Consider the following 19,770-nt stretch of genomic DNA (forward strand, 5'->3'; position numbering starts at 1 on the left):
GGTGCAGGCAAAGGTGCGATGTCACATTATCCGCCCTGTTCTCGCAGGCACTGTCATTCTGGGGGTCATCATGAAGATTCACATTCTCGACGACTGGTTCGACACCTTGAAAACGCTGCCATGCTTTGGAAAGCTGGACCAGCATCAGGTGACGGTCTGGACAGACCATGTCGAGGATGAGGCCCGTCTGGCAGAGCGCCTCAGGGAGGCCGACATGTTGGTCCTGTTCCGGGAGCGAACAAATATCACCCGCGCCCTGATCGAAAGACTGCCCAATCTCAAACTGATCAGCCAACGGGGCGCTTACCCCCATATTGATGTCGATGCCCTGACCGAAAAGCGTATATTGCTATGCTCGAAAAAGCCTGCCAATGAGCCGAATTACGCAGCGGCCGAATTGACCTTTGCCCTCATTCTGTCCGCCATGCGGCAATTGCCCCAGCAAATGGCATCGCTCAAGGCCGGACACTGGCAAATGGGTGTCGGCAAAGGCCTGCGGCACCGGACCCTTGGATTGTATGGCTATGGCAAGATCGCCAAGGCTGTCGCCCACTATGCCCAAAGCTTCGGCATGAAGGTGGTTTGGTGGGCGTCCGAGGAAGGCCGGGCACGGGCCTTGAAAGAGGGTCAAATGGTTGCAGCATCCCGGCAGGCCTTTTTTGCCAACAGCGATGTGGTGTCCCTGCATGTGCGCCTGACGCCTGAGACACGTGGGCTCATCACCGCCGATGATCTGGCCGCAATGAAACCCGACGCCCTGCTGGTCAACACGTCCCGCTCAGGCCTCATGCTGCCAAATATACTGCTTGAGGCGCTCAAGGCCGGTCGCCCCGGCATGGCCGCTGTCGATGTCTTCGACAAGGAGCCTGTCACGGATCCTCATGATCCGCTGCTCTGCCACCCCAATCTCATTGCCACTCCGCATATCGGTTTTGTCACCGAGGATGAGCTAGATATCCAGTTCGCGGACATCTTTGATCAGATCAACGCCTATGCCAACGGGGCACCTGTCCACATGATCAACCCTGAAATATGGCCTCAAGTGCAGCCCGATTGAGCAATCCTGCCCACTCTGACGAAACCCAATTTCAGGCCTCTGGCCAAAACGCAATCAGGCTTCCGGTACGAAGCCGTTATGCTTGGTGATCACCTCCAGCATGGCTGAATCATCCTCTTCTGCGACACTGGACAGAGCCTCCTTATACCAGCTATAGGCGGTCTCGCCGATGGACAGACCCGTCTCGTGCGCCTTGGCCATAGCCATGCAATAGCGCGTGTCCTTTTCCCTTAGCCCAATGGCAAGACCGGCCTGATCGGACAGTTTGTTATGCGCCATGGCGCGGATCATCCGTACCGTGTGGCGGCTCGCACAAGGGCCACTTTCCACTGCCGCAACCAATGTGTCTGGATCCAGTTCCAACTTGTGCGCCAAATGGGTGGCCTCGGCGATCGCGGCAACATGCACCGCCCCCAGCATATTGTTGATCAGCTTGAAGCTGGTGCCCGTCCCCACCGCCCCAAAATGCAGAATTGACTCCGAGAAAACCTCCAGAACGGGGCGCGCCTTTGCCAGCACGTCCGCATCGGTTCCAACCAGCAGAACAAGGCTGCCACTGGCCGCGCTGGCAGGAGGGCCGAGCACCGGACAATCGATATAATGCACACCATGGGCTTTGGCGGCTTCTGCAAGCCGTGTCACATGAACATGCGAGATCGTGGAACATTCCACCGCCATCATACCCGGCTTGGCAGCAGACAGAGCCCCATCCTCAGCCATCCAGACCTGTTCCGAAGCGCCGTCGTCGGCCACCATGGAAATGACCATATCAGCCTCTTTCGCAGCCCCTGCAGGATTATGCGCCACGCTGGCACCCAACGCAGCTAGCGCGTCGCATTTGTCCAAAGACCGGTTCCACACCGTCACCTCATGACCTGCCTTCAAAAGGCACGCCGCCATGCCGCGTCCCATGAGGCCGAGGCCCAGAAATCCGATTTTTGCCATGAGTTTCTCCTTTTTATGGGTCCCTGAAAGGGCGCACAAAACCGTGCCGCCAAGGCGGTCTGACCGACAGGGCGTAGAAAGTGACAACAAACCAGCATGCAGGATTCGCAGGAAAATTCCAGTTTGCTGATTTTTATCAGATCCCGGATCAACCACCCGACAAACGACCCCAGCGCTTTGTCCGTCATTTCGGCCCTTAAGCCATTATGGACCAAAGCCATGGCGCATCTCCCACCCAAGCATTTTACAGCAAATTTCGCGGCATGATCGTGCCAACAGCTAGGGCAAAGTGGAAATAATGCACAATGATCATGGGAGAATGCTTAGTCAGCAACTGCGACAAAAGAGTAGAAGAGGCGGCACGAAATCAGTCGGGAGGATTATGCCTTCTGGTTTCCTCCAATGGCTTTTGAGGCAGAGGGACAAAGCGTCTTCTGTCAACACTCCCACATGGTCATTGGAGATCATTCTGTCCATGATGGAGGAAAAATTGTTCAAATCTTTGAATACCTTACTCGCAGCCGCCACCGTAGCCATAGGCCTCTCCACCGCCGCTCAAGCCGCTGATGCGCTGAAGATCGGCTTCTCCAACCGCACGCTGAATGGTGCCTTCTTTGTCGGCCTGACCGAGTATATGAAGCTCAAGGGCGAAGAGGCAGGATATGAAATTCTGACCACCGATGCAGCCGGCAACCTCGACAAACAGGTCTCTGACGTTGAAGATATGCTTGCTCAGGGCATCGACTATCTGGTGCTCAATCCGCAAGATCCGGCAGCTGGTGTCCGCATCGTTGACATGGCCACCAAAGCAGGCATTCCAGTCATCGATCTGGACAGCGACATCTCGCTCAACGCCCCGGTCGTCACCCGTGTGATGGCCAACAATGCCGCCAACAACCGCCTGATCGGTGACTTCGCTGTCGAACAGTTTGGCGATGCACCTATCAACGCGGTGGTCATTTCCGGCAATCAGGGCAATCTGGTCGGCGAAGCCCGCCGCGTCAACTTCATGTCCGGTGTGATGGAAGCCCAGATCCGCGATCATGGCTCTTCCAATTTCACCATTCTTGCTCAGAGCTGGGGCAACTGGGACCAGCAGGGCGGCCTCAAAGCCATGGAAGACGCCCTTGTGGCCCACGGCGACAAGATCAACGCTGTCTATTCCGAAATGGATGACATGGCGCTGGGTGCCATTCGCGCCCTGAAAGCCGCTGGCAAATTGGGCGACGTCAAGGTCTTTGCCCATGATGGTTACAAATTCGCCCTCGACTCCATCGAACGGGGCGAGTTGCAGGCAACCGCCTCCAACAACCCCAAACTGCTGATCGAAAAAGTGATCGAAGTGATCAAGGGCTATGAGGCCGGCAAACGCGACTTCAGCGATTATGAATATATCGCGCCGCTGCTGATCACCAAAGACAACGTCACTGAATATTACGACCCTGATTCCCTTTACTAAAATTCAGGCAGGTGGGCAGATCCCTGCCCACCTGATCGTTACCGGATAAGCGACGGGAGGATCAATCCATGACACACCCTGCGATTGTCGTTGAAGGTGTCAAGAAGCGCTTTGGCGGTGTCCGTGCCCTTTCAGATTTCAACCTGCGGGTCGACAAAGGCACCATCCATGCCATTGTCGGAGAGAACGGCGCTGGAAAATCCACTTTCATGAATATCTTGTCGGGGATCATTCGGCGCGATGCCGGGCGGGTCCTGCTTGACAATGTCGACGTCCATTTCGAGAACCCGCAACAGAGCCAGCAGGCGGGTGTCGGAATTGTCCATCAGGAACTGGCCCTGTCGCCAGACCTGTCGGTTGCAGAGAATATCTTTCTCGACGATATGGGTCTGGGGCGCAGCACCATCAACTGGGCCATCATCAATGCCCGTGCAGGCGAATTGCTGAAATCATTTGGCTTTCCCATTGATCCGCGCACCCGCGCTGGCGATCTCTCGGTTGCCTATCAGCAGATGGTGGAAATCACCAAGTCGCTGGCCAAGGATGTCAGCATTCTCATTCTCGATGAGCCGACCGCCGTTCTGACCGACCCGGAAATCGACCTGCTCTTTGCCAATCTCAACAAGCTGAAGGCCAAGGGCGTCACCATCCTTTATATCTCGCACCGCTTGGAAGAAATTTTCCGCATCGCCGATGGCATCACCGTCATCAAGGATGGGGTGACCGTGCGCGATCTCGACCCCAAGACCTGCACAGAAGCCGACATCATTCAGGCAATGGTCGGGCGTGAGCTGAAATCCCTCTTCCCGATCAAGAAACCGGCCAGTGAGGAAAAACTGCTCGAGGTGCGCAACCTCACCCGCCGGGGTCTGATCGACGACATCAACTTGCATATCCGCAAGGGTGAGGTGGTCGGTCTGGCTGGTCTGGTGGGATCGGGACGCACCGAAATCGCCGAATGCATCTTTGGCTTGTCCGGCTACCAATCCGGCGAAATTCTCAAATCAGGCAAGCCCATCAAGGTCGCCCATCCGGCGGATGCAGTGGCTAAGGGCATCGGCCTCGTGCCGGAAAATCGCAAAGAACAAGGCGTCGTCCTACCCATCGGCATCGATGTCAATATGACCATGTCGCGTCTGTCCGGGGTTTCCACCTTCGGCATCTTGCAAAATGGTCGGGAAAAGTCCCTCACCCAGCGTCTGCGCGAGCAATTGGTCATCAAGCTCGGCCGCCTCAGCGACCCGGTTTCCAGCCTGTCTGGCGGCAACCAGCAAAAGGTGGTGCTGGCCAAGTGGCTCAATGTCGGCTGCGACGTCCTGATCTTTGACGAACCCACCCGCGGCGTCGATGTCGGAGCAAAGTCCGAAATCTACAATCTCATCCATAATCTGGCGGAAAATGGCTGTGGCCTGCTCGTCATCTCTTCTGAACTGCCCGAAGTCATCGGTTTGTGCCACCGCGTCTATGTCATGAGCGACGGACAAGTGGCCGGCGAGCTTCAAGGCGATGAACTGACCGAAGAGAATATCATGCACCACGCCATCCCGAAACGCAGCATCCAATGAGAAGGCGTCCGTGTCCAAACGGTCCCGATCTCAAGGGAGTGAAACAACCATGACGAATTTGACCTCGCAAAGCAGCGCATCCGCAGAGTTCGAAGGCTGGAGCCGCACCAGGATCACCCGCCTGCTGCTCAACCAATCGACCCTGATTGCCTTCATTGTCATGCTTCTGGTAGCAATGGCCCTGACGGATCGCTTTTTCACCTACCAGAACTTTGCCAACATCATGCGCCAGTGTGTGCCGCTTGGCATCGTGTCTCTTGGCCTCTTGTTTGTCATTCTGACCGGCGGCATTGACCTGTCGGTCGGCTCGCTGATGGCCATTGTCTCGGTCGGAGTGGCCCTGTCCATTCCGCTCTACGGGCTTGTCCCGGCGCTGGCCATCGGCCTGATGATCGGCACCGTCTTTGGCGCTTTTTCCGGCATATTGGTCGCCTATTTCCGCGTTGCGCCCTTCATAGCGACATTGGCGGTGATGACCATTGCCCGCGGCGGAGCGCTGATCGTCTCCAAAGGTCAGCCGCAATTCATCAACGACTATACCTTCAACGACTTCGGTGTCAGCTCGCTGTTCGGGCTGCCCTCGACGCTCTATGTGCTGCTGGCCTGCTTCATCGTCGCCCTGTTTCTCTATGGCAAGACCGTCTTTGGCCGGCTGGTCATCTCGATCGGGTCGAACGAGATCGCCACACGCTTTGCCGGCATTCGGGTCGAACGCTACAAGTTCGGCGTCTATGTGCTATCCGGCTTTGCCTGCGCCATTGCCGGGATCATCGCCTCGACCCGAACCGGGGTCGGCTCGCCCATTCTCGCCCTTGGCTTTGAGCTCGACGCCATCGCGGCAGTCGTGGTGGGCGGTGCCAGCCTGTCTGGTGGCCGGGGTCGGGTGCTGGACACCCTGATCGGTGCCCTGATCCTGTCGGTGATCTCCAACGTGATGAATCTGCTCAACATTCCCGGCTACAACCAGCAGGTCGTCAAGGGGGTCATCATCATTCTGGCCGTGCTGCTTGAAAGCCTCAAGCTGCGGCTTCTCTACTCCACCCGCTCATAACCCATTGAGGAGGGTTCGAACATGACAAAACTCAGCAACACCACGCTTGCAGCGCTACCCGAAGGCGTGAGCCGGCCAACCTATGACCGCGCAAAAGCCTCCATCGGCATCGTCCATTTCGGTGTCGGCGGCTTCCACCGCGCCCATCAGGCGATGTATCTCGACCAGCTGATGAATCGCGGCGAAGCGCTCGATTGGGGCATTTGCGGCGTCGGCGTCATGCCCGGCGACATGCGCATCCGCGATGCGTTGAAAAGTCAGGATTGTCTCTATAGCCTGATGGTCAAGAATCCCCACGGACGCTATGAAGCCAGCGTCATCGGCTCAATCCTCGACTTCAAATATGCCCCCGATGACCCGGAAGCCGTGATCGAATTGATGGCATCCAAAGGCGTGCGCATCGTCTCGCTGACCATCACGGAAGGCGGCTACAATTTCCATCACGTGACCGGCAAGTTCAATCTCGACAATCCGGACGTCGTCAAGGAACTGGCCGATGGGGCCACCCCGATCACGGTCTTTGGCTATGTGACCGAGGCGCTCCGCCGCCGTCGCGAGCGGGGCATCGCCCCCTTCACCGTGTCGAGCTGCGACAATATCCAGAGCAACGGCGATGTCGCCAAAGAAATGGTCTGCGCCTTTGCCAAGGCCAAGGATGCGGAGCTCGGCGCTTGGATAGACTCCAATGTCGCCTTCCCCAGTGCCATGGTCGACCGCATCACCCCAGTCACTGCACCCGAAGACATCACCGAGCTGGAAAAACGCTTTGGCATCGTCGATGCATGGCCCGTGGTCTGCGAGCCCTTCACCCAGTGGGTGGTGGAAGATCACTTCCCGCAAGGGCGTCCGGCCTATGAAAAGGTCGGCGTGCAAATGGTCGAAGATGTCGTCCCCTATGAGTTGATGAAGCTGCGCCTGCTCAATGCCAGCCATCAGGCCCTGACCTATTTCGGTTATCTCGCCGGGCGGCGCTATGCCCATGAAGTGGCAGGCGATCCGATTTTCGCGACTTTCCTGCTCAATTATATGGAAATCGAGGCCACCCCAACCCTGTCTCCGGTGCCGGGCATCGACCTCGATGCCTATCGCCACACGCTCATCGAGCGCTTTTCCAACCCGGAAGTCCGCGACACATTGGCGCGTCTGTGCGCCGAAAGTTCCGACCGCATTCCCAAATGGCTGCTGCCTGTGGTGCATGCCGAACTCGAAAAAGGCGGCGATATCTCCCGTTCTGCGGCAGTCGTGGCCAGTTGGGCACGCTATGCCGAGGGCAAGGATGAGCAAGGAGCACCCATCGAAATCGTCGACCGGCTGAAGGACGAACTGATGGAAATTGCATCCCATAACAACGACAATGCTATTGCCTTCATTGAGAACCGCGAGGTCTTTGGTGATCTGGTGGATCAGCCGCGCTTTGTCAGTGCCTATCGTCAGGCACTGGATTCGCTGCACAGTGTTGGCGCTCTGGAGACGGTTCGCCGCTTCTCCTGATCTTTTCCGGGTGGTGGTTTCGCGCATTTTGAGACGCAAACGACCCTCCCAAGTGTCGCTACCCGGATCCCATGTCCGCCACACCCGTTTGATAACAGACGGGTGTGGTGGCCTATCGGCCTTTGCCATCAGTTGGGAGGAAATGCGAGGAGGATTGCATGCTATTTCTGGGAGTTGACTGCGGCACGCAGGGAACCAAAGCGCTGATCATCGATGAAGACGGTAACACGCTCGGGCGAGGACAGGCTGCGCATGACCTGATCGAGCAGGCCAACGGGGCACGGGAACAACAGCCCCAATGGTGGATCGATGCCATGATCACCGCCGTCAGGGGCGCAATCAAGGATGCCGATATCGACGGGAGCGCAGTGACAGCCCTTGGCATTTCCGGCCAGCAGCATGGCCTTGTGGTGCTCGATGATGCGGTCCAGCCCATCCGCGCCGCCAAATTGTGGAATGACACCGAAACCGCCCCTCAGAATGAAGCACTGATTGAAGCCTTTGGCGGTCGCGCCAGCTGGACCAGAAAGCTCGGCATCGTACCGCGCACCGGTTACACCATCTCCAAGCTGCTTTGGCTGAAAGACAATGAGCCGGACAATTTCGCCAAAATCGCGTCCATCCTGCTGCCTCACGACTATCTCAATTTCTGGCTGACCGGTCGCCGTGTTGCCGAATATGGCGATGCATCGGGCACCGGTTTCTTTGATATCCGCAGCCGCAGCTGGGCAGCAGAACCGCTGGCCCTGATTGACGGCGGCACGGGTTTGCTGGAACGCGCCTTGCCAGAATTGGTCGCAGCCGACGCACTTGTTGGCCCTCTGACCGACGCTGCAGCAGAGGCCTTGGGCCTCTCCACCAATTGTCAGGTCTCGGCAGGTGGCGGCGACAACATGATGGGCGCCATCGGCACGGGCAATGTAAGGCCGGGCGTCGTGACCATCAGCCTTGGCACCTCGGCCACCGCCTATTGCTATTCCGACCAGCCGGTGATTGATGACAAGGATTGGGCTGCGCCCTTCTGCTCCAGCTCCGGCGGTTGGCTGCCCCTCATTTGCACGATGAATGCCACCAATGTCACCACCGGCATGGTCCATGCCTTTGACAAGGATATCAACTTCCTCTCCGATGCCCTGCTGGCAACCGAACCGGGCGCAGGTGGTCTCACCCTGCTGCCCTATCTCAATGGTGAACGGACCCCGGACCTGCCCACCGCAACCGGCAGCCTGCTCGGCCTGCGCAGCGACAATATGAGCATGGAAAACCTGACCCGTGCGATGGTTGAAGGGGTCAGTTTCGGGGTGATTGGCGGCATGAAACGCATCCTCAATGGCCGCAATGCCGAGCGGATCTTCCTTGTTGGCGGGGGCGCCAAAAGCGCGCCGTGGCGTCAGCTGATGGCGGACGCAACAGGGGCTGAAATTGTCGTGCCACTGGGCGAGGAAGCTGGCTGCCTTGGCGGTGCATTGCAGGCCATGTGGGCAATCAAGAAGGCAAACGGCCAACCCGAGAGCCTTTCGGACATTGCCGAACGCTGCATTGCCGTGGATGCTGAGAAAACCACCAAACCCGACACATCCCGTCGGACCGCCTATGAGGCAGCCATGCGACGCTATGGCGAGGCCTTAATGACCTTGCACGGCCTCTCTTCTGACTAAGCAGGCAGATAAGGCAACAAGCAAAGCGCCGGCAGCCCGCAACTGCTGGCGCTTTTGTTTCAGCGATTGGTTGAGGAAGAAAGGGGTTGACCCGGCTCGATGGTCCAGTCAAAGCCACGCTTGAGCCGAAAATCCCGCGGCGCGACGCCGATATAGCGGATGAAATTGCGGTTGAAGGTCGAGAGCACATCGAAGCCCACATCATAGCTGATCGAGGTGATCGGAATGCGGGTTTCAATCAGCAACTGGCAGGCCTTATAGATCCGCAGCCGATTGATATATTCCTGACAGGAGCAATTCAGACTCTTGGCGAAAAACCGCGAGAAGGTCGAAAATGGCATCCGCTCCCGCTCCGCCAGCAAGCCGCATGTCAGGTCCGGGCGGTTAAAATTTTCCGCAATATACTCCAAAATCGCGTCGATCCGCTCGGTATGTTCAAGCGGAATTTCCGGCATAGCTTCGCCCAGCAACCGGCGATCCTTGTCGGCAGCCAGCACGGCAAAAATCTCGAAAAACAACGCGAGACGCGACAGACCAGACATATTGATCAGACGCTGCAGTAAATCCTGCACGATCTGGGACGTTTCCATGGTGAACTCGATGCCCGAGCGGGATTGATGCAGCAGAAACTCGAACTCTTTTGTCCCCTCGAAATCACCGATGCAATTTTTCGAAAAGGCCTCGGAAAATTGCAGCACCATGTCGCGATTTTCGATGAACAGGCTGTCTTCGCGCTCACTGCAGGCCGCATCGGACACCCACATATGCGGCAGGTTGGGTCCCATCAACACCAGATTGCCCGGCTCGAAGCGCCCCGCATGGGTGCCGACAAAATAGGACCCGGTGCTGCGCCGGATGATGTGGATTTCATATTCCGGGTGATAGTGCCAGCCGGTGAAGGGATAGGGATAATTGTGCGAGAAGGCAAGCACACTGCGATCCAGCGGCGCAACAATGACTTCCCTGACCAGATTTGTTGTGACGTCGACATTCTTCAGCAACACCACCTCCTGACGACCGGCGCATTCCAACCGCTTCCCCTGACGGGAAAACCGATCTTCATCTAGCCAAATCGGCAAGCAGACGCATTGATTTAAGTCGCTTTGCAGCACGGTCCCATCGGGGCGATTACGAGACGGCCAGCCCCTCGATCCATTGCCGCTGGGCACCATGGCACCTTGCGGCTGTCAAATGGTCAATAATCCTCTGCCGCACCCTGGCAAAGGGAACGACCTGCCCGTGCAGGATATCCTCGCACAGCAAGATGTGAAAGCCCATTTCGCTCTCCAGAACGCCGCTGAGCGTTCCTTCATCCATCATAAAAAGAGTCTCATCGAGAAGGCTGTAAAGCGTGCCGCGTGGCACAGATCCAAGCCGTCCGCCGTCAAGCGCCGTCGGACATTCCGAATGCTGTTTGGCAAACTGTTCGAACTGCGGCACCGAGCCATCCAGTTGATCGCGGATGGCTTCGATCTTCAACCGGGCCTTGCCGCGGACATTGTCGGCGAGCGCCTCGTTGACGGTGATCAGAATATGGCGGACCGCTCGGGTTTCGGGCATCAGAAACCGCTCTTGATGGCCGTCATACCAACGCTTGGCCTCCGCGTCGCATGGGGTCGGCACATCCTGCACCACCTTGCCCAGAACCGCGTCCACCCACAATTCGCGCGCCAGTGCCAGTCTCAGGATTTGCAAATCCAGCCCGTTTGCCAGCAGATCCTGCTCAAAATCCAATGCACTGTCATAGCGGGCCCGAACGCTCTCAACGGCTTCATCGATCACCTTTTCAGACAGAAAAACATCCCATGCTTCCCGGCTCGATAGAACGGTGCTTTCGATGGCCATGGCTTTTTGAGCCGTTTTCTCGATCACTTGCTGCTGCTCTTCGCTCAACTGATCGAACCGGCACTCAAAGGCAGACAAGGCCGCCCGCATCAAGTGATGGGAAAAGACACCTGCCTCATTCTTGTCCGCCCGATACATGCCATCGCCAATCACACAGTCACCAATCATGCCCGTCTCCAACCACACAATCCTCAAGCGCACTTTCCGGCACCAAGAGCGTCCGGCCAGGGAAACGCACGTGATAGGCCACGGATCCGACCGCCTCAAGCGTCGCCGCGTCACGCAGCACTTTCAGAATTTCCCCTTTCGCCCCCTCCTCCACGATCACGTTGCCCTTGATGCCAAGCGCCAGACGTGCCGTTACCACTTCGCCATATTCATAACGGCTTGGTGTCCAGTCCTCTTCAATCGATAGCAATTCCCGATCGCGACAGCCAACAATCCGGTCTTCATCGGTGAAATGCACCGTATAGATCACCTGATCCTGCAAGAAGGTGCCCACATCGCGCACCACCCCGGTCGAGCCGCGCCGGATCAGCAGGGTGCCGGTCTTTTCACCCGGATAGGTGCCGTCATTACGCACATTGCGCAGGACGCGCACGACATCACCATAATCAAAGCGCGGAGGTGGCAGAGCAACGGCACTCATTTCAACAACTCCTCCAACGGAACAAAAGCAGGTTGCGACGCCTTGAAGACCTTGAACACCTTCTCGGTCTGGGCATCGGATTGGACGAAGTCTTGATAAGCAAGGCCGAGCTGACGAGTATAATAATCCCACCAGGCTTCGCCAGAAACCGGCCCATCCCGGTCCAAAGTGAGATAGTCATGGAAGCGCTGCAGGATATGCAGCCGATTGACTGTCACGACATGGGGATCATAGGCAATGTCGAAATAGTCCAGAAACTCCTCTGCACTCGACAGATCCACCAGATCCGCTTCAATTTCTTCATTTCTCATCGGGTTCTCCTGTCTGTTGTCCAGCCTAGGCGGCACGCCCTTCGCTAGCCAGATCACGGTGAAAAGCCAACAGATCTGCCTCGTTCGGCGACCTTTTGTAGATTTCCGCAAAGCGCCGCACCCGGGTCAGGATCTCCAACGCTTCGGCCACCGACAGGGTCAGCCCCAGCTTTTGATAAACATGCAGCACCGCCCGCGTGCCGGAATGTTTGCCGAGCACCAATTCATGCTGACGCCCCAGCGTCAGCGGATCGAGGCCCTGGTAATTTTTGGGATCCTTGACCAATCCGTCGACATGAATGCCGCTCTCATGGGTAAAGACGCAGGACCCGACCAGGCTTTTTTGATGTGGAACCGGCCTGCCCGAGGCCGTTGCCACCAACTCCGACAAAGCGTGGAAGCGCCGTTGATCGACGCCTGTCTCAAAGCCGTAAAGGCTGGCTGCTGAGGCGACAAACTCTTCCAGCGATGCATTGCCCGCCCGCTCCCCAAGGCCGTTCACCGTGGTGTTGACATGGGTCGCACCACCGAGCGCGGCAGCCAGACTGTTGGCCGTTGCCAGCCCGTAATCATCATGGGCATGCATTTCCAGCTCCAGATCACTATTCTGCCGCAGCGTACGAAAAATCTCCGCGGTGCCAAAGGGTTCGAGAATCCCGACCGTATCGGCGAAGCGGAATCGCTGAGCGCCTGCGGCTTGAGCCACGTCCAGCACCGACAACACAAAATCAAGATCGGCACGGGAGGAATCCTCACCCCCCATCAGCACTTCAAAGCCTGCATCGAGCGCCATCGGCACCATCCGGGCAATCTGGGTCAATACATGGTCGCGGTCCCGTTGCAGCTTGTGCTTAATCTGCTGGTCCGACATCGGGATCGACAGATCGATCATTTGCACCCCGAGCCCCTTGGCGGCCTGCAGATCCGCTTCGCACATCCGACACCAGACGATGGTGCGGATATCCAGATTGAGTGATGTGATCGAGCGGATGGTCTCTTGCTCTTCTAGCCCCATCGCCGGAATGCCGATCTCCAATTCTGGCACCCCGGCGGCGGCCAGATTGCGGGCAATGTCGCATTTTTCCCGCTGAGTGAAAGCAACGCCTGCCGACTGTTCCCCGTCGCGCAGGGTGGTGTCATCAATGACGATTGTCCGTTTCTTGCCCATGGCAAACACTCCTTGTCAGGCATAAGCCGGGTTGAAGGCCTGATCTGGGCTCTCGACCGGTCCGTTGGTGCCCCAATAGGGCGAAAGCGAGCGCAACTGGGCAACGATCGGCGGCATGATATTGATCACCCGGTCAATCTCTGCTTGGTTCGTGTAGCGCGAGAGGGAAAAGCGGATCGCTCCATTCATTGCCGTGTCGGGAATGCCCATTGCCCGCATCACATGCGACGGCTCCTGTGATCCCGAGCTGCAGGCAGAGCCGGATGAAGCCGCCACACCCATTTTGTTGAGCAGCAGCAACAGATCGTCCCCTTCGACAGCGTCAAAAGCGATCATGCTGGTGTTGGGCAAGCGATTGTCTGGATCACCGGTCACGAAGCAATTGGGAATAGCGGACAGAATGCCGTCCTCCAAGCGGTCCCGCAAAACCCTCACGCGGTGCATCTCGTCCCTCATGACGCCAAGCGCCATATCGCAGGCTTTGCCAAGCCCGATGATCGATGGAACATTTTCCGTACCAGCCCGGTGCCCACGCTCCTGATGCCCGCCACGCAACAATGGCCGGAACCGGGTGCCACGCTTGAGATACAGAACCCCGATGCCCTTTGGGGCATGTAGCTTGTGCCCCGACAGGGACAGCATATCGACGGGCAACCTTTTCAGATCGATTGGCACCTTGCCGACCGCCTGCACTGCGTCGGTGTGAAACAACACGCCCGCATCGGAAGCCAACGCAGCCATCGCGGCGATGGGGAACAGGGTGCCAGTCTCATTGTTGGCCCACATCACGGTCACCAGCGCCACCTTGTCGCTCAACAAGGCTTTGTAGGCATCAAGATCAAGCCGCCCGCGCATATCCACCTTGAGATAATGAACGCGATAACCGTCTTGCTCGAGACTCTGACACAGAGACAAAACCGCTGGATGCTCCACATTCGTGGTGATGATTTCGCGCCGCGATGGCTGCGCTTTCAAGGCGGATAGGATGGCGCAATTGTCCGCTTCGGTGCCGCAAGAGGTGAAGATGATTTCACTCTCATGAGCCGCCCCCAGCAAGGCCTGAACCTGCTGGCGAGCTGCCTTGACCGCACGTGCCACCCCATTGCCGAACTGATGCAGGCTGGACGGATTGCCAAACTGCTCGGTGAAATAAGGCAACATCGTCGCAACGACCGCCTCATCAACCTGCGTGGTGGCGTTGTTATCAAGATAGATGCTGCCCATGACCACTTGCTTCACTCCTTCGCCAGAGCGTCGACAGAAAGCATCACAGGCGGTTTCCTTTTCAGCTGACTGGCAGGCAGCACCTGAACAAAGTCCCCCAGCGCCTCGACTATTTTGTCCTGCACCCGCGACAGGGTGACGGACGCCAACTGGCAACCGACACAAGCGCCCTTCATGGAGACAAACACCTTCTTGCCATCCACTTCCACCAGCTCCATGTCCCCCCTGTCAGCCTGCAGCATCGGCCGAAATGTTTCGATGACCGCTTCAATGGTCGCAACGCGCCCTTGCGGATCTGGGTCCTTGACGACCTCCGAGTGCTTTGTCATGACGGTCTCCTTGACAGGCCAACCAGCCGATCCAATCGGATCAGGCGGCAAAACTCTTGCCGCAAGAACACATCGATGCGGCATTGGGATTGGTGAAGGTGAAACCGGAGCCTTCAAGGCTCTCCGCAAAGTCGATCTCGGTACCGATCAGCATCTCGGCATTGTCCGGCACGACATAGAGGGTAATGGCCCCCGTCTCGACCACATGGTCTCCCTCTTGCGGACCTGCGACCAAGGCGAGTTTGTATTGAAGGCCTGCACAGCCGCCAGAGATCGCGGCGATCCGGAGACCGGTGAGCGGGTTCTTGGCATCGGCCATCAGCCGTTGCAAGACGTCCTGAGCTTTGTCGGTAAGTGTGAGCATTCTGTCATCCTTGCAATCTGTCAATCAAACTGATCAGAGCATTGCAAGGGCTATGCCAAGGCAGGCAATATAGATTAAATATATGAAATAATTAACAAAAGCCATTGATCGACCCAATCATTCCTTTGTCGGATTTGCGACAAACAAGCTGCATTCTCGACAGAAGCCATTGGCGCTCTGATACAAAAATGGGGCCAGCACAGGCCGCCCCTTTTTGTCTTTCTCATGCCCTGTCCGGCTCAGGCGGCTTCCGCCGTCATATGGGTGAAGCAGCTCTTGGGGCAAATTTTTGAACAAGCCTCGCAACCAATGCAGTCATCCCGGTTTTTCAGCGCCATGACCATGCTGGTATCATCAGAAAAACCATCATCATCATCGTCATCGCCGAACGGATCGTCATCATCCAGATCGTCATCCTCATCAAGCCCGAGGCTTTCCCGCTCGACCAACTCGAACACATCGCGCGAACAGACGCGGAAACAGCGGCCACAACCAATGCATTTCTTGGCGTCGAGCGCCTCGACAAATTGTGGCACCCATTCCTCGCCGCCCAAGGTCAATCCAACAATCGCGCTCATCTCACGCCCCTTCCATCTTGGTTTCAGCCTGTTGGAGCACGGCTTCCGCCTCACTCCAGAGCTTGCAGGCCTGATAGGTTTCCTCAGCCAGCGCCGGCAGCTCTTCAAAGGCAGCGGGCAAGCGATCTTCAACCAGATCATGCAGTTCCATTGCCTTTTCCGATGCGACCCTCTTGGCTTTTCTGACAAGCTTGATCAGGGCCTTCCTATCCGCTTCATCCATCTTTTTTGGTCCTCACAATTTGGCGATATCGCGATGGGCCTCGACGAGGGCTGCAGCCTTGTCGATGATCTTGTTCGCCTCGCTCTCCATGGCCTCAAGGGACTTGAAGCCAAAGCGATGGACATCGCGCAGCGTTTTGTCCGAGACAATCAGCTTGCCCACCGCGATCAGCGCTCGGCCAAAGCCTTCATGGGTGATGTTGACAATCGGCACCGCCATCAGCCCGGTCCGCGCTTCGATGCTGGCCGACAGCGCGTTGTACCAGGCCTTGATCCGCGCCATCAGCTCCTCATCCGGGTCGCCAATGATTGGCACCGCCCGCTTGCGTTCCTTGGTCATGATGAAAGGATCAATGATTTCATGCGCCCCGACTTGATCCCATATACCGTAGGAGTCGATGGCCCGCATCTGACGCAAAATCTCGACTATAAAGGGCGATTTCAACGCGGGATCATCCTTGTCGACCACCAGTTCGTCATCCATATCAATCAGCATTGTCACTCACTCCAACCTTCCTCTTCCATCGCGTCAAACCGCTTGGCATCCGGCCCGTTGGCAGCGTTCAGCGCCCGCAAAATCCAAAGCGCCGGATCATGGCTGAGCTCATCCTGCAGCAAGGCCAATTGCGCCTTGATCGGGGTGCCATCCGCCACCTTGATCGGTTGCACACCAACCTGTTTCAACTGTCCGATGGCCGACGCTCCCACGGCCCGGCAATAGAGCGCGGCACAATCCTCCAGCGCCTTCACCCGCACCGCCAGCTTGTCCTCATTGCCATCCATCGCCGCTTCACCAAAGCTGATGCTCTGATGGAAATGCGCCTCGTCGCGTGTCACCAGAAAAACCGCCAGATTGGCACAGGTGCCAAAATGCTGATCCACATGCTTCTGATCCGAGGTGGCAAAGGCCACCCGCAAGGCACAGTCGGCAAAACCGTCTTCCATATCCTGATCCAGCAGGGTCAGCCTTCGCATGAACTGTGCCATGGCCCTCACACTCCCTTGGTCGGTTTGGCGCTTGGTGCCTGCGCATAGATCGAGCGATAGGGCGCGACCGCGCCGGGATCGGCGGTCACCAACAGATTGGCGACATCAAACAGGGTCTGGCGGCTGCCGCGATAACCGACCCAGCATTTGGCTGGCGCACCGAATGTGTCGAACTGCGGGAATCCGGCTCGCAACAGCGGAAGCCCAAGGCGCTCGGCGCTGGCAACACAATGACTATTGCCGATCACCAGCTCTGCAGCATCCTCTGCGGCAAAGGCTTCCAGCTCTTCCAGATCGCCAATCTTCACCCGCTCGGTCATCATCCGCTTGAGGATCGGGGCGTTAGAGGGCGCAATGACCGCGACCACTTGCGCCCCCATGCCCACCAGCAAATCACTCAATGCCTTCAACAAATCCGGCTCAGCGGCCAGGGCCGCCCGGCAGCCCCCCAGATGAAAATGGCTGTCCAGCATCGCATCCTGCAATTGCTGGCGCTGCCGCTCCAGCCGCGCAGGCACCGGCTGGCCCGACAGCGCATGAAGGGCGCTGATCAGACGATCCGTCGCTTCCAGCCCCATCAAATGATCAAAGCGGATGTCGGGCACGCCCGTGCGCTGATGCAACAGATCGGCAGCCTGTGTCAGACTGTCGCCAATCACCAAAGTCGCCCGCGCTTTGTGCAGGATGTCAAAATCCCCAACGCATGTGCCGCCGGTCGTCAGCGGATTGAAATCCCGCGCATTGAGGTGCCCATCAAGGCTGGTGGAAATATCCGGCAGGACCAGCGGAATGAGCCCGAAGGCTTCCACCAGCTCCTTGACTTCATCAATATCCGCAGGCGTCATCGAACCATTGACCAAAATATTGACCTGCCGATTGCTGGCGATGCCGCCTTTGGTTTCCGCCTCTGGCACCAGCCGGTTGATCATTTGATAGACCGCCTTGGCAAAGCCGCTTTCCATCGAGCCGACATAATCGGGTGTTTCCACCGGTACCACGGCAGTCGATCCGCATTCTGGGTGGGTCTTGCGAAAGACCGAAACGAGCCGCTGAACATCTGCCCCTTGTGTCTCCGACAGACCGGTGGTCGGCAGACCGATCAGCGCCGGGGCAAATTTCTCATGCAACACCTTTAGCCCCTCGACCACATTGTCATCGGCCCCCATCACAGCGCTGACCTGATCCATCGCAGTGGTTTGCAGCGGCACCGGTTCGCGGAAATGGCCAATCAGGAAAATTTTCCCATATGCCGTACAACCCTGCGCCCCATGCAGCATGGCGATGGCATTGCGGATACCCAGAAAGGCCAGCGCCGCCCCCAGCGTGCTGCTGGCTTTCAGCGGGCTGACAGACAGCGCCTTGTTGCGTTTGAGTATTTGTGTCATGGCTTCACTCCGCAGCTTCGATACTGGCTGTTGCATTCCATGGCGCAGGCGAGCGCACCGCCTGCCAGACAGGACTGTCCATGGCCTGAGCAATTTGCTCAGCAAAGGTGATCATGCCGTCATAGCCCGCATAGGCATGCTCGCGCTCCTGATTGATATGCAGGAACGGAATCCTAGCTTTGAGCGCGGTATACATGTTCCGCCCGCCCGCAATCAGAATATCCGTATCTGTCTCATAGACCATGTCGATCAGCGCCCGCGGGCCCTGACTTTCATCCAGCATCCGGGTCTTCTCGCCCATCAGGTCACGGATCTTCTGCTTGTCGGCTTCGGTTGATTTGCGCGTTGAGGTGGCCACCACCTCCATGCCCAGATCCTGCAGCGCCGAAACAATCGACCAGGCTTTCACCCCGCCGGTATAAAGCAGCGCCTTTTTGCCTTTGAGCTTCTCGCGCCAAGGGGCCAACGCCGCCGCGATCCTTGTTTCTTCGCGCGCAATCAGCGCTTCGGTCCGCTCGCTCAGGCTCGGATCATCAATCAGCCGGGCAAAGTCCCGCAAGGCAAGGCTCATGTCGCGGACGCCATAAAAGCTGCCCTCAAACCATGGGGTGCCATAGCGATCGTTGAGTTTGCGGGCGACATTGATCATCGCTTTGGAGCAGACCATCATATTGACCTCGGCCCGATGCATGCATTGGATATCGCGGAACCGCGCATCCCCGGACAAAGTCCCCAAAATCCTCAGGCCCAGCTCATCAAATAACGGCAGCACATGCCACAGCTCGCCAGCGATGTTATATTCGCCAATCAGGCTGATATCATGGACCTCAATGCCTTCCCGCTGGAGATGATCGGGCACCGGGTCAGGCTCGCGGGTGCCGATCACATGGCGCACCATGGCGTCACCGGCAATTCGGTTGCCGAGATTTTTGGTGCCGTAAAAGCCAGCCGCATCGACGGGAACCACCGGCACACCCCAGCGTTTTTCCGCCGCCTTGCAAACCATGGCAATGTCATCGCCGATCAGCGCCGGAACGCAGGTATTATAAACAAACACCGCTTCAGGATCGTGGCTGTCGATGGCCTGTTTGATGGAATGGAACAGACGCTTTTCGCCCCGGCCCATAATCACATCCTGCTCGGTCATGTCAGTGGTGAAACCGAGTTTATACAGCTGCTCGCCGGAAGATTTGCTGCCTCGATTGTCCCATGCACTGCCAGCGCAGGCGATCGAGCCATGAACGATATGAGCCACATCCGCAATTGGCAGAAGGGCGATCTGGGCGCCGTCAAAACAGCAGCCCCCTGCCGCCGCCCCGGGCTTGGGCCGGGCACAGCCGGATTTGGACTGGTGATTATGCTCGCAGGCTGGCTCATCCAGCAGTTCGGCAATCTCGCTTTGTTTCATCTGCCACAAACCCCGTTTGTAAATTGCTCTCACATCAACTTTGCAAGGCCTGTGCCAAATGTTAATTCATTGAT

Annotated in this window: 21 protein-coding genes; 6 read left to right on the plus strand and 15 right to left on the minus strand. The window is 57.5% G+C overall.

Annotated features, from left to right (window positions below; all coding sequences use genetic code 11):
* The first annotated feature begins 70 nt into the window (after positions 1 to 70).
* Entirely contained in the window at positions 71 to 1,057 is a 987-nt protein-coding gene (locus tag DSD30_RS17490) for a D-2-hydroxyacid dehydrogenase family protein (RefSeq protein WP_114011021.1), read from the plus strand.
* 54 nt (positions 1,058 to 1,111) lie between these two features.
* Here DSD30_RS17490 and DSD30_RS17495 read toward each other — a convergent pair whose 3' ends face one another.
* Positions 1,112 to 2,002, minus strand: a complete 891-nt coding sequence (locus tag DSD30_RS17495; protein ID WP_114011022.1) for an NAD(P)-dependent oxidoreductase — start codon at positions 2,000 to 2,002, stop codon at positions 1,112 to 1,114.
* Between the two features lie 490 nt (positions 2,003 to 2,492).
* Between DSD30_RS17495 and DSD30_RS17500 the strand changes: the two genes are divergently transcribed.
* The 5 genes from DSD30_RS17500 (at position 2,493) to xylB (ending at position 9,226) form a co-directional block, all read left to right on the plus strand.
* Positions 2,493 to 3,461, plus strand: coding sequence for a substrate-binding domain-containing protein (locus DSD30_RS17500; RefSeq protein ID WP_198663021.1), 969 nt, complete (start codon positions 2,493 to 2,495; stop codon positions 3,459 to 3,461).
* Positions 3,462 to 3,529: 68 nt separating this feature from the next.
* Positions 3,530 to 5,026, plus strand: a complete 1,497-nt coding sequence (locus tag DSD30_RS17505) for a sugar ABC transporter ATP-binding protein (RefSeq protein ID WP_114011023.1) — start codon at positions 3,530 to 3,532, stop codon at positions 5,024 to 5,026.
* Between the two features lie 49 nt (positions 5,027 to 5,075).
* On the plus strand, positions 5,076 to 6,077 hold the full coding sequence (locus DSD30_RS17510) for an ABC transporter permease (protein WP_114011024.1): 1,002 nt from the start codon (positions 5,076 to 5,078) through the stop codon (positions 6,075 to 6,077).
* Between the two features lie 21 nt (positions 6,078 to 6,098).
* Complete coding sequence (locus DSD30_RS17515) at positions 6,099 to 7,568, plus strand: mannitol dehydrogenase family protein (protein WP_114011025.1); 1,470 nt, start codon at positions 6,099 to 6,101, stop codon at positions 7,566 to 7,568.
* A gap of 158 nt (positions 7,569 to 7,726) precedes the next feature.
* Complete coding sequence (xylB, locus tag DSD30_RS17520) at positions 7,727 to 9,226, plus strand: xylulokinase (RefSeq protein WP_114011026.1); 1,500 nt, start codon at positions 7,727 to 7,729, stop codon at positions 9,224 to 9,226.
* Positions 9,227 to 9,285: 59 nt separating this feature from the next.
* On the opposite strand, the gene DSD30_RS17525 is transcribed toward xylB, so the two are convergent.
* The 14 genes from DSD30_RS17525 to nifE form a co-directional block, all read right to left on the minus strand.
* The gene (locus tag DSD30_RS17525; protein WP_171022119.1) at positions 9,286 to 10,227 is read right to left on the minus strand and encodes a helix-turn-helix domain-containing protein; all 942 of its coding nucleotides are present in this window, start codon (positions 10,225 to 10,227) and stop codon (positions 9,286 to 9,288) included.
* A 127-nt stretch (positions 10,228 to 10,354) separates the two neighbouring features.
* Complete coding sequence (gene nifM / locus DSD30_RS17530) at positions 10,355 to 11,239, minus strand: nitrogen fixation protein NifM (protein ID WP_114011028.1); 885 nt, start codon at positions 11,237 to 11,239, stop codon at positions 10,355 to 10,357.
* Positions 11,229 to 11,720, minus strand: coding sequence for a nitrogen fixation protein NifZ (locus tag DSD30_RS17535; RefSeq protein WP_114011029.1), 492 nt, complete (start codon positions 11,718 to 11,720; stop codon positions 11,229 to 11,231). The genes nifM and DSD30_RS17535 overlap by 11 nt, the downstream gene beginning before the upstream one ends.
* A complete protein-coding gene (nifW, locus tag DSD30_RS17540) occupies positions 11,717 to 12,031 on the minus strand; it encodes a nitrogenase-stabilizing/protective protein NifW (protein WP_114011030.1) in 315 nt (104 codons plus the stop codon). Before nifW ends, DSD30_RS17535 begins: the two co-directional genes overlap by 4 nt.
* A 25-nt stretch (positions 12,032 to 12,056) precedes the next feature.
* Positions 12,057 to 13,199 carry a homocitrate synthase gene (nifV, locus tag DSD30_RS17545; protein ID WP_114011031.1) on the minus strand — a complete coding sequence of 381 codons (1,143 nt, stop codon included), beginning with the start codon at positions 13,197 to 13,199 and terminating at the stop codon, positions 12,057 to 12,059.
* A 15-nt stretch (positions 13,200 to 13,214) separates the two neighbouring features.
* On the minus strand, positions 13,215 to 14,423 hold the full coding sequence (nifS, locus tag DSD30_RS17550; protein WP_114011032.1) for a cysteine desulfurase NifS: 1,209 nt from the start codon (positions 14,421 to 14,423) through the stop codon (positions 13,215 to 13,217).
* An 11-nt stretch (positions 14,424 to 14,434) separates the two neighbouring features.
* Positions 14,435 to 14,752 carry a NifU family protein gene (locus DSD30_RS17555; RefSeq protein ID WP_198663022.1) on the minus strand — a complete coding sequence of 106 codons (318 nt, stop codon included), beginning with the start codon at positions 14,750 to 14,752 and terminating at the stop codon, positions 14,435 to 14,437.
* 40 nt (positions 14,753 to 14,792) lie between these two features.
* Positions 14,793 to 15,116, minus strand: a complete 324-nt coding sequence (locus DSD30_RS17560) for a HesB/IscA family protein (protein ID WP_114011034.1) — start codon at positions 15,114 to 15,116, stop codon at positions 14,793 to 14,795.
* A 239-nt stretch (positions 15,117 to 15,355) separates the two neighbouring features.
* Positions 15,356 to 15,694, minus strand: a complete 339-nt coding sequence (gene fdxB, locus DSD30_RS17565; protein WP_114011035.1) for a ferredoxin III, nif-specific — start codon at positions 15,692 to 15,694, stop codon at positions 15,356 to 15,358.
* 1 nt (position 15,695) lies between these two features.
* Positions 15,696 to 15,917, minus strand: coding sequence for a CCE_0567 family metalloprotein (locus DSD30_RS17570; RefSeq protein ID WP_114011036.1), 222 nt, complete (start codon positions 15,915 to 15,917; stop codon positions 15,696 to 15,698).
* Between the two features lie 12 nt (positions 15,918 to 15,929).
* A complete protein-coding gene (locus DSD30_RS17575; protein ID WP_245418530.1) occupies positions 15,930 to 16,412 on the minus strand; it encodes a NifX-associated nitrogen fixation protein in 483 nt (160 codons plus the stop codon).
* Positions 16,413 to 16,414: 2 nt separating this feature from the next.
* Positions 16,415 to 16,903 carry a NifB/NifX family molybdenum-iron cluster-binding protein gene (locus DSD30_RS17580; RefSeq protein WP_198663024.1) on the minus strand — a complete coding sequence of 163 codons (489 nt, stop codon included), beginning with the start codon at positions 16,901 to 16,903 and terminating at the stop codon, positions 16,415 to 16,417.
* Positions 16,904 to 16,908: 5 nt separating this feature from the next.
* Positions 16,909 to 18,288, minus strand: a complete 1,380-nt coding sequence (gene nifN, locus DSD30_RS17585; RefSeq protein WP_114011037.1) for a nitrogenase iron-molybdenum cofactor biosynthesis protein NifN — start codon at positions 18,286 to 18,288, stop codon at positions 16,909 to 16,911.
* Between the two features lie 4 nt (positions 18,289 to 18,292).
* The gene (gene nifE, locus DSD30_RS17590) at positions 18,293 to 19,696 is read right to left on the minus strand and encodes a nitrogenase iron-molybdenum cofactor biosynthesis protein NifE (RefSeq protein WP_114011038.1); all 1,404 of its coding nucleotides are present in this window, start codon (positions 19,694 to 19,696) and stop codon (positions 18,293 to 18,295) included.
* Positions 19,697 to 19,770: the final 74 nt, after the last annotated feature.

It is taken from the genome of Cohaesibacter intestini, from assembly GCF_003324485.1.
Lineage (GTDB): Bacteria > Pseudomonadota > Alphaproteobacteria > Rhizobiales > Cohaesibacteraceae > Cohaesibacter > Cohaesibacter intestini.

Coding starts and splice junctions, on each gene's coding strand:
- DSD30_RS17490 (WP_114011021.1), top strand. CDS start 71: ATGAAGATTCACATTCTCGACGACTGGTTCGACACCTTGAAAACGCTG.
- DSD30_RS17495 (WP_114011022.1), bottom strand. CDS start 2,002: ATGGCAAAAATCGGATTTCTGGGCCTCGGCCTCATGGGACGCGGCATG.
- DSD30_RS17505 (WP_114011023.1), top strand. CDS start 3,530: ATGACACACCCTGCGATTGTCGTTGAAGGTGTCAAGAAGCGCTTTGGC.
- DSD30_RS17510 (WP_114011024.1), top strand. CDS start 5,076: ATGACGAATTTGACCTCGCAAAGCAGCGCATCCGCAGAGTTCGAAGGC.
- DSD30_RS17515 (WP_114011025.1), top strand. CDS start 6,099: ATGACAAAACTCAGCAACACCACGCTTGCAGCGCTACCCGAAGGCGTG.
- xylB (WP_114011026.1), top strand. CDS start 7,727: ATGCTATTTCTGGGAGTTGACTGCGGCACGCAGGGAACCAAAGCGCTG.
- nifM (WP_114011028.1), bottom strand. CDS start 11,239: ATGATTGGTGACTGTGTGATTGGCGATGGCATGTATCGGGCGGACAAG.
- DSD30_RS17535 (WP_114011029.1), bottom strand. CDS start 11,720: ATGAGTGCCGTTGCTCTGCCACCTCCGCGCTTTGATTATGGTGATGTC.
- nifW (WP_114011030.1), bottom strand. CDS start 12,031: ATGAGAAATGAAGAAATTGAAGCGGATCTGGTGGATCTGTCGAGTGCA.
- nifV (WP_114011031.1), bottom strand. CDS start 13,199: ATGGGCAAGAAACGGACAATCGTCATTGATGACACCACCCTGCGCGAC.
- nifS (WP_114011032.1), bottom strand. CDS start 14,423: ATGGGCAGCATCTATCTTGATAACAACGCCACCACGCAGGTTGATGAG.
- DSD30_RS17555 (WP_198663022.1), bottom strand. CDS start 14,752: ATGACAAAGCACTCGGAGGTCGTCAAGGACCCAGATCCGCAAGGGCGC.
- DSD30_RS17560 (WP_114011034.1), bottom strand. CDS start 15,116: ATGCTCACACTTACCGACAAAGCTCAGGACGTCTTGCAACGGCTGATG.
- fdxB (WP_114011035.1), bottom strand. CDS start 15,694: ATGAGCGCGATTGTTGGATTGACCTTGGGCGGCGAGGAATGGGTGCCA.
- DSD30_RS17570 (WP_114011036.1), bottom strand. CDS start 15,917: ATGGATGAAGCGGATAGGAAGGCCCTGATCAAGCTTGTCAGAAAAGCC.
- DSD30_RS17575 (WP_245418530.1), bottom strand. CDS start 16,412: ATGCTGATTGATATGGATGACGAACTGGTGGTCGACAAGGATGATCCC.
- DSD30_RS17580 (WP_198663024.1), bottom strand. CDS start 16,903: ATGGCACAGTTCATGCGAAGGCTGACCCTGCTGGATCAGGATATGGAA.
- nifN (WP_114011037.1), bottom strand. CDS start 18,288: ATGACACAAATACTCAAACGCAACAAGGCGCTGTCTGTCAGCCCGCTG.
- nifE (WP_114011038.1), bottom strand. CDS start 19,696: ATGAAACAAAGCGAGATTGCCGAACTGCTGGATGAGCCAGCCTGCGAG.